15 protein-coding genes are annotated in these 14248 nt (G+C 62.5%); all 15 read left to right on the forward strand.

Annotated elements, in window-relative coordinates; genetic code table 11:
* The first annotated feature begins 1 nt into the window (after position 1).
* The 15 genes from ACV17W_RS16000 (at position 2) to ACV17W_RS16070 (ending at position 14230) form a co-directional block, all read left to right on the forward strand.
* Entirely contained in the window at positions 2-1222 is a 1221-nt protein-coding gene (locus tag ACV17W_RS16000) for an ABC transporter substrate-binding protein (protein WP_462593316.1), read from the forward strand.
* Positions 1223-1286: 64 nt separating this feature from the next.
* Positions 1287-2150 carry a branched-chain amino acid ABC transporter permease gene (locus tag ACV17W_RS16005; protein WP_462593317.1) on the forward strand — a complete coding sequence of 288 codons (864 nt, stop codon included), beginning with the start codon at positions 1287-1289 and terminating at the stop codon, positions 2148-2150.
* Between the two features lie 8 nt (positions 2151-2158).
* The gene (locus ACV17W_RS16010) at positions 2159-3157 is read left to right on the forward strand and encodes a branched-chain amino acid ABC transporter permease (protein ID WP_462593318.1); all 999 of its coding nucleotides are present in this window, start codon (positions 2159-2161) and stop codon (positions 3155-3157) included.
* A complete protein-coding gene (locus ACV17W_RS16015; protein ID WP_462593319.1) occupies positions 3154-3897 on the forward strand; it encodes an ABC transporter ATP-binding protein in 744 nt (247 codons plus the stop codon). Before ACV17W_RS16010 ends, ACV17W_RS16015 begins: the two co-directional genes overlap by 4 nt.
* Complete coding sequence (locus tag ACV17W_RS16020; protein WP_462593320.1) at positions 3898-4593, forward strand: ABC transporter ATP-binding protein; 696 nt, start codon at positions 3898-3900, stop codon at positions 4591-4593. It abuts the gene before it with no gap.
* Positions 4594-4595: 2 nt separating this feature from the next.
* Positions 4596-5339, forward strand: coding sequence for an SDR family oxidoreductase (locus tag ACV17W_RS16025; protein ID WP_462593321.1), 744 nt, complete (start codon positions 4596-4598; stop codon positions 5337-5339).
* Positions 5340-5378: 39 nt separating this feature from the next.
* Complete coding sequence (locus ACV17W_RS16030; RefSeq protein ID WP_462593322.1) at positions 5379-6608, forward strand: NAD(P)/FAD-dependent oxidoreductase; 1230 nt, start codon at positions 5379-5381, stop codon at positions 6606-6608.
* 32 nt (positions 6609-6640) lie between these two features.
* Positions 6641-7039, forward strand: coding sequence for a nuclear transport factor 2 family protein (locus tag ACV17W_RS16035; RefSeq protein ID WP_462593323.1), 399 nt, complete (start codon positions 6641-6643; stop codon positions 7037-7039).
* A 566-nt stretch (positions 7040-7605) separates the two neighbouring features.
* On the forward strand, positions 7606-8373 hold the full coding sequence (locus ACV17W_RS16040; RefSeq protein ID WP_462593324.1) for an enoyl-CoA hydratase/isomerase family protein: 768 nt from the start codon (positions 7606-7608) through the stop codon (positions 8371-8373).
* A 35-nt stretch (positions 8374-8408) separates the two neighbouring features.
* Positions 8409-9611 (forward strand): CaiB/BaiF CoA transferase family protein, encoded by a 1203-nt coding sequence (locus ACV17W_RS16045; RefSeq protein WP_462593325.1) that lies wholly within the window; start codon positions 8409-8411, stop codon positions 9609-9611.
* Between the two features lie 84 nt (positions 9612-9695).
* Positions 9696-10934 (forward strand): ABC transporter substrate-binding protein, encoded by a 1239-nt coding sequence (locus ACV17W_RS16050; protein ID WP_462593326.1) that lies wholly within the window; start codon positions 9696-9698, stop codon positions 10932-10934.
* 34 nt (positions 10935-10968) lie between these two features.
* Positions 10969-11844, forward strand: a complete 876-nt coding sequence (locus tag ACV17W_RS16055; RefSeq protein ID WP_462593327.1) for a branched-chain amino acid ABC transporter permease — start codon at positions 10969-10971, stop codon at positions 11842-11844.
* A gap of 48 nt (positions 11845-11892) precedes the next feature.
* The gene (locus ACV17W_RS16060) at positions 11893-12744 is read left to right on the forward strand and encodes a branched-chain amino acid ABC transporter permease (protein ID WP_462596572.1); all 852 of its coding nucleotides are present in this window, start codon (positions 11893-11895) and stop codon (positions 12742-12744) included.
* 2 nt (positions 12745-12746) lie between these two features.
* Positions 12747-13508, forward strand: coding sequence for an ABC transporter ATP-binding protein (locus ACV17W_RS16065; RefSeq protein ID WP_462593328.1), 762 nt, complete (start codon positions 12747-12749; stop codon positions 13506-13508).
* Entirely contained in the window at positions 13505-14230 is a 726-nt protein-coding gene (locus ACV17W_RS16070; RefSeq protein ID WP_462593329.1) for an ABC transporter ATP-binding protein, read from the forward strand. Before ACV17W_RS16065 ends, ACV17W_RS16070 begins: the two co-directional genes overlap by 4 nt.
* Positions 14231-14248: the final 18 nt, after the last annotated feature.

A 14248-nucleotide genomic window follows, 5' to 3' on the forward strand; every position in this document is an offset into this window, starting at 1 on the left:
CATGAAAAACCAATCAGACAATCAATCGGGCCTGACACGGCGCAGCTTCATCAAGGGCGTCAGCGCTGTCGGCGCTGCCGGCCTGTTCGGCGGCGTGGCGCCCGCAGTGCTCGCCCAGTCACGCCAGCCGTTGAAGATCGGCGCCTTGAACTCGTACTCGAAAGTGTTCGCGGCGCTGGGCAACGCCAACGTGCGAGGCATGAATCTGTATTTCAATAAAATCGGAAACACGATTGCCGGACGCAAGATCGAAGTCATCCGTGAAGATGACGAGATCAATCCGCAAGTCGGGCTGCAGAAGCTGCGCAAGCTGGTGCAGAGCGACAACTGCGACATCATCACGGGGATCCAGGCCAGCAACGTCGCCATGGCTGCGGTTCAGTACCTGCGCCAGAGCGGGGCCTTCATGCTGTGCTCCGGCGCTGGGCTGGTTGACCTCGCGTTCACCGGCCTGCCGTACTTTTTCCGTTGTTCGGTCGACACCTACCCGGTGCATTCGACCATGGGCGAATGGGTCTACGACAACGTCACCAAAGAAATCGTGATCAGCGCATCCGACTTCGCCGGCGGCCGAGGGTCGCTCAAAGAGTTCAAGGCCGGTTTCGCCGGTCGTGGCGGGAAGGTCATCAAAGAGATCTACCCGCCCTTGGGCAACAACGATTTCAGCCCGTATCTGGCCGACATCCGCAATATCGACCCACCTGCCACTTTCAGTTTCTATGCCGGTACCGACGCCGTACGTTTCGTCAAACAATACGACGAGTACGGCTTGAAGAAAGCGGTGCCCATGACCGGCTCGGGATTCATGCTGGACAGCGACACACTACCGGCGCAAGGCGCGTCGGCGCTTGGCGTGCGCAACGTCCTGCACTACGCCGACACGCTGGACAACGAGGCCAACCAGAAGTTCGTGGCGGGCTACCGCGCCGCCCATAATGAGTATCCGAGCGTCTATTCCGAATACGGCTATGTGGCGGCGCGCGTGATTCATGCCGCGCTGGAAGCCATCGATGGCGATACTTCCGACAAGGAGAAGTTGCGCAAGGCCATGCTCGAAGTGAAGCTCGAGGCTCCGCGCGGTCCGTTCAGCTTCAATCCGAAGAGCCAGGGGCCGGTCCACAACATCTATATACGCGAAGTGGCGGAAATTGATGGTCGCATCACCAACAAGGTGATCCATACCGTCAACAACGTTACCGATCCGGACGAGCGCCCCGCCTGACCGGTCGACGATGCTGGCCGGCCCCGTTGGGGCCGGTTCCATCCTGCTTGTAATCGAAGGCGCTATGGATTTCCTTATTACACAACTATTGAACAGCCTGGTGTTCGGCATGCTGCTGTTCATGATGTCGGCGGGCCTGTCGCTGACGTTCGGGTTGATGAACGTAGTCAACCTCGCGCACGGCTCATTCTTCATGATCGGCTCGTTCGTGGCGTTCTCGCTTGCCCAGTGGTCGGGCAACTTCTGGTTCGCGCTGGCCGTGGGCTGGGTGCCTGCCGTGGCGGCGGCGGTGCTGATGGAGCGCGTGTTCATCCGGCCGATGTACAGCCGGCCGCACCTGGACCAGGTGTTGCTGACCTTCGGCTTCATCTTCGTCTTCGGCGACATCTGCAAATTCTTCTGGGGTCCGGACATCCGCAATATCGCGCCGCCGGAGGCGCTCGCGGGCGCACTCGTGGTCGGGGAAACGATGCTGCCCAAGTATCGCGTTTTTCTCGTGCTGTTCGGTGCAGTGGTGGCCGGACTGCTCTGGTGGTTTCTTGAACGCAGCCGATTGGGCGCCATGGTGCGCGCCGGTGTCGACGACGCGGCCACGGCTGCCGGGATCGGCATCAACGTGCCGATGCTGTTCGGCGGCATATTCGCCCTGGGGGCGGCGCTGGCGGCTATCGGCGGCATCGTGGCAGGCCCCATCCTCGGCACCTACCTGGGCATGGATATCGAAATCCTGATTCCCGCATTCATTGTCACCGTGGTCGGCGGCATGGGCAGCCTTCGGGGCGCCCTGGCTGCCGGGCTGCTGGTCGGCCTGATCGATACGTTCGGAAAGGCCTACTTCCCCGACTACGCGCTGTTCATGATCTATCTGCTCATGGTGGTGGTGTTGCTGACACGGCCCCAGGGTCTGTTTGGCGTGGCAAAGGCCTGAACATGAAAATGACGAACTCTATTGTGGGCGGGCTGCTGCTGTGCGTGCTGCTGGCCGCTGCTCCGCTGGGCGGCGATTACCTGCTTGGTCTCACGTCCGAGATCCTGATCTTCGCGATTTTCGCGATGAGCCTGAACCTGCTGGTCGGCTACTCCGGCTTGCTGTCGTTCGGCCATGCGGCGTTCTTCGGCGTATCTACCTATGTTGTGATCGGACTGGGCGTCCATCTGGGCATATCGGGATGGATCGGTGCGCTGGCCGGTATCCTGGTTTCGACGGGGCTGGCGGCTCTCATCGGGCTGGCCTGCATCCGCGTGAGCGGCATTCCGTTCCTGATGCTGACCATGGCGTTTTCGCAGCTCCTGTTTGCGGCGGCCTTGAAATGGCGCTCGGTCACAGGGGGCACCGACGGGCTGATCGGCTTCATGCCACCTGACCTGTTCGGCTACAACCTCGGGTCCGATCCAATGGCCCGGTACGTTGTGGTGGTGATCGGGTTCCTGCTCGTGCTCGGGTTCCTGGCGTGCCTGGTCAAGTCGCCCTTGGGATCCATCTTTATCGGCATACGCGACAACGAGCAGCGCATGCGCTCAATCGGCTACCCGGTGCAGCGTTTCAAGCTGATCGCATTCACCATGGCGGGCGCGCTGGCTGGTGTGGGGGGCGCCCTTTATGCCCTGTTCAACGGCTACGTATCCACCGACATCCTGCACTGGCACCTGTCGGGCGACGCCATGCTGATGGTCATCCTGGGTGGCAGCGGAACGCTGTTCGGGCCGGCGGTGGGCGCCGCGCTGTTCCTGCTGATGAAGAACTTCCTGAGTTCTTATAACGATTATTGGGCATTCTGGATCGGCATCATATTCATCTTCTGCGTCATGTTCATGCGCGAAGGGGTATGGGGCTTTCTGATGGCCAGGTTGCGCGATCGAGAGTCGCGCGAGCGCAAGGCTGCGCCGGCGGTAGCGCAGCCCGCCATCGACAAGGCCCTGGGAGACTCCAAATGATGCTGCTGCAGACCGAAAAACTTTGCAAGGCATTCGGCAGCCTGGAAGTGACGCGCAATGTCGACCTGTCGGTAAAAGTAGGCGAACGGCACGTGATCATCGGGCCCAACGGCGCGGGCAAGACCAGCCTGGTGCATCAGCTGACGGGCACGCTGCAACCCAGCTCCGGGCGCATTCTGTTCAAGGGCCGCGACATCACGGGGGCGGCCCCAGAGACCATCTGCCAATTGGGCGTAGGCCGTACATTCCAGAAGAACACGCTGTTCCGTACCCTGACCGTTGAAGAGAATGTGCGCCTGGCGGTGCAGGCCAAGCAGGGCGGTTGGTACGACGCCCTGCGCAGCGTCGCGACGCGCGGCGACCAGTGGAAGCGCACGGCCGAACTGCTGGCCCAGGTGCACCTGGAAGACTGCGCCCGGCGTCCGGTTTCCAGCCTGTCGTATGGCGAGCAGCGCCAGCTCGAGATTGCCATCGCCCTCGCAGCGGAGCCGGATTTGCTGTTGCTGGACGAGCCGACATCGGGCATGTCGCCAGCCGAGACCAACCGCATGATTGCATTGGTGCAGAGCCTGCCCGAGCACCTCGGGCTGCTGATCATCGAGCACGACATGAAGGTGGTGCTGTCGCTCGCGCATACGATCACCGTGCTGTATTACGGCGAAATCCTCGCCACCGGCACGCCGCAGGATATTCAGGCTAACCAGCGCGTACGCGAGGTCTACCTGGGAGGCAAACACTAAATGCTGGTCGTCGACAACATTCATACCTATTACGGCCAGAGTCATGCGCTGCGCGGCATATCGCTGCAGGTGCAACCCGGCCAGGTCACGTCCATTCTGGGACGCAACGGCGCGGGAAAAACCACGACAGTGCTCAGCATCATGGGCTACCTGAAGCCCCGCCAGGGGGCCGTCAGTTATAACGGCACCAGTCTGGTGGGCATGCCGTCTCATCGCATTTCGCGGCTGGGGCTGGGTTTCGTGCCGCAAGAGCGCGGCGTCTTTCCCAGTCTTACCGTGGAAGAGAACCTGACGGTCGCCGCACGCCCTGGCCGAGATGGCAAATGGACATGCGAGCGCATCTATGAGCTGTTTCCACGCCTGAAAGAGCGTCGCAGCAATCGCGGCTTTCAGCTTTCGGGGGGGGAGCAGCAAATGGTCTCTATTGCCCGGGCCCTCATGTTGAATCCGTCTGTCATGATCCTCGACGAGCCTTCGGAGGGGCTGGCGCCCATGATCGTGGACGAGATCGTCAGCATTCTTCATCAGCTCAAGGCCGAGGGGCTGGCCGTGCTGCTGGTCGAGCAGAACCTGAGCGCGGCGCTCGATCTGGGGGATATCCACTACGTGCTCTCCAAGGGCGAGATCTGCTTTACGGGAACCAGCGATGCATTGCGCGGCAATGAAGAGGTTCTCAGCACCCACCTGAGCGTCTAGCCATGTACACCAAACCCCTGTTCGTAGTGACCGGCGGCAGCCGCGGCATAGGCGCTGCCATAGCGGTGCAGGCGGCGCGCAACCACCCCGTGGTGATCCTGTACAGGTCAAACGATGACGAGGCGCAACGCGTAGTCAGCCGCATCGCGCGCGATGGTGGCGAAGCCCGGGCGATCCGCTGTGATGTAGGCGAAGAGTCTTCCGTGATGGATGCGTTTTCGCAGCTGGACGAATGGGGCACCATCGGTGTGCTCGTCAACAACGCCGGTATCACTGGTGGGCTGTCGCGCGTGTGCGATGTGTCCGCCGGCACAGTCGCCGATGTGATGCGTGTCAACGTCGTAGGCGCCTTCGTGGTGGCGCGCGAGGCGGTACGCCGCATGTCCACCGCTCAGGGCGGTGCGGGCGGTGTCATCGTGAACGTATCGTCCGGAGCCTCGGTGCTGGGGTCGCCCAACAACTGGGTGCATTACGCCGCCAGCAAGGGGGCCATCGATACGATGACCATCGGCTTGTCCAAGGAAGTGGCGGCCGAAGGAATCCGGGTCAATGCCGTGCGGCCCGGCCTGGTTGGCACCGAGATCCAGGCCGGACGCTCTCCGGAGCAGCTCGCACAGATGACGGCGGCCATCCCTCTGCGGCGCATGGCAAGTACGGAGGAGATCGCCAATGCCGTGTTGTGGCTGGCCTCGCCCGAGGCGTCCTATGTCACGGGGGCTCTGCTTGACGTACGCGGGGGTTTCTAGGGCGCGGCGTCCCAGTACGCCGCAGTATCAAGGATAAGCATGACGCATTCCGTGTTGATCATCGGAGCCGGCCAGGCTGGAGCCTGGGTGGCGCGGACGCTGCGCGGCGAAGGCTACGATGGGCGCATCACCCTCTGCGGCGACGAACTCGAACCGCCGTACGAACGGCCACCATTGTCGAAAGAACAGTTGCAGGCCGATGCACCGGCCATGCCCTGTCTGATAACCCCCGCGGAATTCCCGGAACTGCACATTGACTGGAGGCCAGGGGATGCGGCCGTCCAGATCGAGCGCGCGACGCGCACCGTTGTGCTGGCGTCCGGCGCGCGTCCAGGCTATGACGCTCTCGTGCTCGCCACGGGTGGAAGTGCCTATATGCCGCCCGTGCCGGGCTTCGACCTGGACTGCGTGCACACTCTGCGAACGCTGGCCGATGCGCGCCGCCTTCGCGCTCGCCTGCAACCCGGTGCGCGGGTCCTGGTGGTGGGGGGGGGATGGATAGGACTGGAAGTGGCCGCAGCCGCCCGCGGCGCGGGCTGCGCCGTGACCCTGGCTGAAATGGCAGAGCGCCTGTGCTCGCGCAGCGGTCCGGCGGCCTTGTCGGCTTACCTGCTGGCGCTGCACCGGGACCGTGGCGTCGACGTACGCCTGGGCGTGCGTGTTTCCGCGCTGCTTCCGGATGGAAAGGCGGGTTGCGTGGCGACCTTCGATGACGGCAGTGAACAGCCCGCCGACGTGGTCGTGGTGGGCGCGGGGCTCAAGCCTAATGACGACCTAGCGGTGGCCGCCGGCCTGGAATGCAATCGGGGCGTCATCGTCGACAGCCACTGCCGAAGTTCCGATCCCGCCATCTACGCCGCTGGCGACGTCGCCGTGCTGCGCCGGCCCGACGGCTCGCTGCGCCAATTGGAATCGTGGCAGAACGCGCAGGACCAGGGCATTGCGGTGGCGCATGCCATCCTGGGCCGGCCGTTGCCCTATGACCCTCTGCCCTTCTTCTGGTCCCAGCAGTACGACGTGCTGGTTCAGCTGGCGGGCGACGCCGCGGGGGCCAGCAATTGGGTCGTGCGCGCGCACGATGAACACCGCCAGACGCACATCGCATTGGGCAACGAAGGCCGGGTGCTGTTTGGCTTGAGCATCAACGCACCCCGCGATCTGCGTTTTCTGCGTCGCCATATCGTCGAAGGTACGCGGCTCGATCCGGAAGGCCTGGCCGATCTCAAGATGCCGCTGGAAAAGGTGGCGAGGCAGCCGGCCGCCGATTGATCGGTTCCACTTTCACTCCAAAGGAAGCAAACATGAGTACTCCCGACACGAACACTCTGGCCTCAGTGGTCTGCCAGTTCTTCAGCGCGCTCGACACACGCGATCATCAACGCGCTGCCGCCCTGATGGCGCGTGAGGGCACCTGGGTCCGGCAAGGCGTCGAGGTGGTGGGACGCGACGCCGTGCTCAAGGCACTCGAGCAGCGCGACCCCCTGCGGGCAACGGCCCACATTGTGACCAACCTGCGAGTGGAAAGCGCCGACCAGCATCGCGCCCGAGTGCGCTTCTACATGACCGCCTACGAAACGCGCCCGGACATGCCCGCGCCCCAACTGCTGGGCATCCGCGATTCGACCGATGACCTGGTCCTCGAAGATGGCGAATGGCGCATCTGGCGTAAAGACAGTCGCCGCCTGCTGCCAGCCGAATAGCAACCCGGCGGCCGGCCCTCCACCCCCAACGGTTGCGGTCTAGCCGAGGAGGGCTTTGATTCCCTTGGTACGTCGATGCTCGCAGGCATCGACGGTGCAGCACGCGCACCGGCGTGTACCGACACGCACGGCAACGCGTGCGCAGCGCCTCCATTGCTGCGAAGTGCTTATCACCGTCCCCGGCAACCTGTCGGCCGGCGCGCCAGGCACGCCGGGCCCCCTGGGGGTCCACTTCCTCTCTGCATCCGCTCGGCTGCTCCGCCCGACTTCGCTCGCGGAGGCGGTGGCCATTCCTCGCGGGCGTCGGGCTTGGGTACGAGCCCGACGTTGTAGTGCGCCGCGGTCTTTAAATGGGCTGCCGGGGGCGGCGCGCCCCTCCGAACCGGTTCCCGATCGCGCTCGGCCGTCCTGGCCGGCAGGCCCTCGTAACAATTAAGCGTATTGCTTCCTCTGACGATTCGTGTATATTCAATCGCAGATGATGTTGCACAGAAGATTGCACACAATATTCCCGATAAAACTATCCGTCCCGAACGCGATGGCGCAGACTGGGCAGGGGGAGACACATGGCAATACGCGTCAGCGAGCCCGATGAGGGTGTGGTCACGCTTTTGATGGACCGTCCCGAGAAGCGCAACGCCTTTACCTGGGAGATGTACGAGGCGTTCGGCGCGGCATGCGATGCGCTACAGGCCGACGACACCGTGCGATGTGTCGTCGTCCGCGGGGCGGGCGGCGCGTTCTGCGCGGGCAGCGACATAGGCGGCTTCGACGAGAACCGCAGCGGCGTCGAACAGGCCAGGCGATACGCCGAGTTCACGATTGCCATGTTCGAAAAATTCAAGAACCTGCGGCACCCCACCATCGCCTGTATCGAGGGCGTCTGCGTCGGCGGAGGGCTTGAGCTCGCCACGTTGTGCGATATCCGCATTGCCGAGGCGGGCGCACGCTTCGGCATACCCGTGAATCGCATAGGACTGACTCTCGATCACCACGAACTGGCCGACCTGGTTTCGGTAGTGGGTCACGGGGTTGCCCTGGAGATCCTGCTTGAAGGGCGAGTGTTCGATGCCCAGGAAGCCCTGGCGAAAGGTCTGGTTTCCCGGGTGGTGGAAGACGCCTGGTCGGAGACCCAGCAAACGGCCCGGCGTATCGCAGACCTGGCGCCGCTGTCGAACCGCTGGCATAAAAAGTTCATCCGCCAGCTGCAGTCCGGACGGCCGCTGACTCAGGCCGAGCGCGACGAGGCCTATGCGTGCTTCGACACGCAGGACTACCGGACGGGATCCAAGGCATTTCTCGAAAAGCAGCGGCCACGATTCGTCGGCCGCTGACTCTGCATTCTGTAGCTCTATTGTGGAAGCGTGCAATGACCAACCAAGCAGCAACTCCCCTGACCGGCCTTAAAGTGCTGGATCTTTCGCAGATCATGGCAGGCCCATACTGCACCATGGTGCTGGCCGACCTGGGCGCGGATGTGATCAAGGTCGAGAAGCCCTCCGGTGGCGACGACTCGCGGCAGATGGGCCCTTACGTGAAGGGCGAATCCACCTGTTTCGCCCAGATAAACCGCAACAAGCGCGGTATCGTGCTCGACTTGAAAGACCCGGACGCCCGCGAGGCGGTCTACGAGTTGGCCAAATGGGCGGACGTAGTGGTGGAGAATTACCGGGTCGGCGTAACGAAACGCCTGGGTGTGGACTACGAAACGCTCAGCCAGATCAATCCGCGGCTGGTGTACTGCTCGATCTCCGGCTTTGGCCAGACTGGTCCCTACGCCCGCAATGGGGGGTTCGACCTGGTCGCCCAGGGGCTGAGCGGCATCATGAGCATGACCGGCGAACCCGGCGGACGCCCGCTGAAGTCCGGCATTGCGGTTTATGACGTCGGGGCGGGCATCACTGCCGCCTACGCCATCCTGGCCGCGTACATCAATCAACTCAAAACCGGTCAGGGACAGCACATAGATATCGGGCTGGCCGAATGCGGGCTGCCCTGGTTCGTGTGGGAGGCCGCCGCCTACTTCAGCGTAGGCACCATACCTCAAGCCACCGGCAGCCGCCATCGCGTGGACGCGCCTTACCAGGCCATCAAGACGGGCGACGGGTACATGGTGCTGGGCTGCGCCAACCAGCGCACCTGGGAAAAGTTGTGCAACGACGTGCTCGGTCGCCCGGAACTGACCGAAGACCCCCGATTCCTCACCAATATGGATCGCCTGCACAACATCGAGGAACTCGAACCGTTGCTGGAAGAGTCGTTTGCCACTGCCGGTACCCAGGAATGGATCCGGCGGTGCAATGAAGCAGGCGTCCCCTGCGGGCCCATCAACAACTTCAAGCAGGCCGTGGAAGACCCTCATTACCGCGAACGAGGCATGGTGGCCAGTATTGACCATCCCGTCATAGGAAAGATGGACGTCATTGGGATACCTACAAAATTCTCGCGCACGCCGGGGGCGCTGCGCAAGGCGGCGCCGCTGTTCGGCGAAGACACCGACGAAGTGCTGCGCAGTGTGGGCTTTACCGACAGCCGTATCGAAGCGCTCAAGGCGAAGGGGGCTGCTGCCTGAAATCGCCGTCTGGCATCACCTAGTTGTTGATCTTTGCCCTTCAAGGGCTGAATTACTCCAAAAAGCAAACCTCAAGGAGGAGACATGAAGACACCAATCAACGCGACGCGGCGGCAATTCTCGCAGGCCATGATGGCACTGGCCGCACTGGGCGCCTTGCGACCGGCCTGGGCCCAATCGGGGACTGCACCTTTCAAGGTGGGCTCATTGAACTCGATCACGGGGGCCGGGGGCACGTACGGGCCAGGCATGCTCGAGGCCATCAAGATCGGCATCGCCGAGGTCAACGCAGCCGGCGGCGCAGCCGGCCGTGAGCTCCGGCTCTACGCCGAAGACGACCAGACCCGTCCCGACGCGGCCGTCCTGGCGGCCCGCAAGCTGGTGGACATCCAGCGCGTGGACGCCATGATCGGTATCTGGTCGTCGGCGGTGCAGTTGGCCACACTGCCGATTACCAATGCGGCAGGGATTCTGTCGTTCAATACCTGCGGCGCACCGGAGATCCGTTCCGAAGACAAGAAGGATCTGGTCTTCCAGTTCTACGCCTCGAACGCCATCATCGGCGCCGCCTTCGCCGCCATTGGCGACCGCCGAGGTTATAAGCGAGCCGCGGTGCTGGGCTACAACAACGCGACCATGGCCGCGCAAGCCAACCATTTCAAGGCGGCATGGGAGAAAAAGGGCCATCAAGTCGTCAGCTCGGCCATTTACGAACCGAACCAGGCCACTTACCGGACCGAAGTGGAAAAGGCGGTCGCGGCGAAACCGGATGTGATCGTGCTCAGCTCGTACACGCCGGACGCCACCATACTGCTCAAAGAGTGGTACCAGACCGGTTACGACTGCGAATTCATCATGCCCGGATATTCCGCGACGCCGGCCTTGATCAAGGCCCTGGGGCCGGATGTCATGCGCCATATCGTGTCCACGGCCAACGTGCCGGCCAGTGACAACGAGGCTTACAAGGTCTTCGTCCAGAAGTTCACCGCGGCCACCAAGAGTCCTCCCGAGATGTTCGCGGCCGCGGCCTACGACATGATCATCACGCTGGCACTCGCCATCGAGGCCGCCGGCCCGGACGCCAAACCCACGGATCTGTCCAAGGCGGTGCGCGAGATTTCCAACCCGCCCGGGCAAAAGGTCAGTTCGTTCGTACAGGGCCGCGACCTGTTGAAGAAGGGCGAGAAGATCGACTTCGACGGCGCATCATCGTCGCTGGATTTCGACGAGAACGGGGATACGGTTCCGAACTTCGGCATCTATGAGTTCGACGGCAAGGAGTTTGCCCTGAAGGACGTCGTGAGCGGCGTGGCGCTGCTGTAGTCGCCTATCGACGACTTTCAAGGATGAATGCTGTATGGACTCAGTATTGTTGGTTAACGCCGTCATCAATGGCGTGATCGTGGGGTTGCTGCTGGCATTGCCTGCCCTGGCGATCACGCTGGTGTTCGGCATTGCCCGGTTTCCCAATGCCGCCGCTGGCGACTACATGACGTTCGGGGCCTATGCCACCGTGGCGGCCCAGACCTTCGTCGGGGCATCGCTGGGCCTCAGCGTAGTGCTGGCCACCGCCACGACCGGTTTCCTTTCCCTGTTCTTCTACTTCTGGGTATTCAGGAAACTGGAAGAGCGTTCACTGGTGGCGCGGCTCATTGCGTCCATCGGCATCGCCTTCGCAGTGCGGGCGGCAATTTCGTTCTTCGCGGGCCATGGCCAGTACACGATACAGGCGCCGCTGCAGCGGGCGTGGAACTTCGGGGGTATCAGGATTCTCCCGCTGGACGTGTATATCGTCCTTGCCGCCCTGCTGGCGCTGGCCTTCATGTTCGGCATGCTTTACCTGACCCCAACCGGCCGCCGCATGCGGGCGGTATCCGATGACCCGCAACTTGCGGCGGTGGGGGGCATCGATGTGCGCAAAGTCATGCTGATCCTCTGGAGCATCGTCGGCGTGTTCTCGGGCCTGGGCGGTGTGCTCCTGGGCGTCAAGGCCACCGTACTTCCGGAGCTCGGCTGGGAACTGCTGCTGCCCATGTTTGCCGCCGTGATCCTGGGCGGAGTGGGAAGCCCGGTGGGGGCCGTTCTCGGCATGCTGATCTTTGGCATCGCCCAGGAAGTCGCCACGCTCTATATCGGATCGGCGTACAAGATCGTCATCGCCTTCCTGGTGCTGCTCGTCGTTCTTCTTTTCCGGCCCCAAGGCATCATGGGCCGCGTACGCACAGTGAGGTGAGCGGTGGAAGCCTATCTGATTGCCATATTCATCACGGTACTGATCTATATGCTCCTGGCCGGAGGACTGGCCCTGCAGTATGGCTTTACCGGCCTCATCAACTTCGGCCACGTCGGCTTCTACGCGATCGGCGCATACACATCGGCGCTGCTGTCGCTGCAGGGCTTGCCGCTCCCGTTGTGCATTCTTGCGGGTGCGCTGGTCAGTTGCGTCTGCGCCTATCCGCTGGGCGTCATCGCCCTGCGCTTGCGGGGGGACTATCTGGCGATTGTGACGCTGGGGTTCTCGGAATCGGTGCGCATGATTCTGCAGAAAGAAGAATGGCTGACGCGCGGGGTGCATGGCATACCGGGAATACCGCGGCTGTTCGGCGACTATGCGACGGGCATCACGGTCGACGTGCTGATCCTGATTACGCTGCTCATCACCAACGTCCTGGCCTTCATGGCGATACGGAAAATCATAACCAGCCCCTTCGGCCGCACCATCAAGGCCATACGCGACAACGAAGTGGCCGTGATGGCCCTGGGGAAGAATCCCGCCTGGTTCAAGACCCGTTCGCTGATGATAGGCGCCGCGCTGGCCGGCCTGGCGGGTGCATTTACGGCGCACTACCTGACTTTCATCGCGCCCGAGCAGTTTGTGCCGCTCATCACCTTCTATGTATGGATAGCCATCATCATCGGTGGCGCCGGCAGCCTGAAAGGCGTGGTGGCGGGCACCGTGATCCTGATGGTGTTCCTGGAAGGCTCGCGTTTCGTGCGTGAATTCCTGTTCTTCGACATATCGGAAGTGCAGATGGCCAGCCTGCGGTTCTTCATCATCGGACTTGGCCTGGTGCTGTGCATCCTGTATCGCCCGTACGGAATATTCGGCGACTCTCCGAAGAAGGAAAGCTAACCATGTCGCAACTGTCTGTTCAGAACATACGCGCGGGGTTTGGCGGCGTTCTTGCGCTCGATGATGTGTCCATCGTGGTGAACAAGGGTGAGCGTCTCGGACTGATCGGCACCAATGGCGCTGGCAAGAGCACGCTGTTCTCGGTGATCACCGGTTATGTGCCCGCGCAGGCCGGCACAGTGAAATTCAACGGCCACGATATCTCGAATCTGAGCGTCCAGAGGCGCGTGAGCATGGGACTGGCGCGCACTTTCCAGGTGCCGCGCGAGTTCGGTCAATTGAGCGTGCTTGAGAATCTGATGGCGGCGGCACCGGGGCAACGTGGAGAGCGCCTGGGCGCGCTGTTCCTTTCGCCGGCCAGCGTCAGGCGCCAGGAAACAGAGATTCGCGAACGCGCCGAGGAACTGCTGGGTTTTCTCAATCTCACGAAAGTCGCGCACGAGCTGGCCGGCAAGCTCTCCGGCGGCCAGAAGAAGCTGTTGGAGCTGGGGCGCCTGCTGATGATGGACCCCGAATTCATCATGCTGGACGAGCCCTTCGCCGGGGTGAACCCGGTGCTGGTCGAAGAGCTCTCGCGCCGCATCGTCGAGCTGAACGAGCGCGGCATTACCGTGCTCATCATCGAGCACAACCTGCAGGCGCTGTCAGAGCTCGTGCCCCGCATGTACATCATGGACCGTGGCAGCGTGCTGTGCGAAGGCCCGCCCGATCACGTGCTGGCCGATGAACGGGTCCGCATAGCCTACATGGGTGGTGCCGTATGAAGAAAATACTTGTGCTGGAAGATGTGTCCGCGGGTTATGGCGACACGCCTATCGTGAGCGGTATCCACATGGATGTCGCCGAAAAAGAGATCGTCACGATCGCGGGTACCAACGGGGCGGGCAAGTCCACGCTGATCAAGGCCATTATGGGCCTGTTGCCCATGGTGACCGGCCGCATCGAGCTGAACGGACAGAATCTTCGTGAGCTGCCCGTCAACCGGCGCATTTACCAAGGAATCGGGTATGTGCCGCAGGTCAGCAATGTATTCGGCACGCTGACCGTCCTGGAGAATCTACAGGTGGTCGAAGCCGTCGACGATCGCAAGGCGATGATCGACAAGATGTTGACGTTGTTTCCCGCATTGGCCGAACGGCGACGCACGCAGGCCGAGAACCTGTCGGGCGGCGAGCGCCAGCAGCTCGCGTTCGCCCGTGCATTGATGTCCAGGCCCAGTCTCATCCTGCTGGACGAGCCCTCGGCGGCGCTGTCTCCCGGTCTCACAGACCAGGTCTTCAACGAAGTCAAGCGTCTGCCGGGCCTGGGTGTGGCGGTGCTGATGGTTGAGCAGCGAGCGCGCCAGGCGCTGGAGTTCAGCGATCGCGGATACATCCTAGATTCCGGGCGCATTGTGCTGGCCGATACGGCGCAGGCGCTCCTTCAGAACCAAGAAATGGCAGACCTGTACATCGGTCGGTCAGGCGTTCCTTCCAGGCACTCGTAAGCGAGGCTTTTTAATTCA

The organism is Bordetella sp. MIP270_01_BMS (assembly GCF_054958705.1).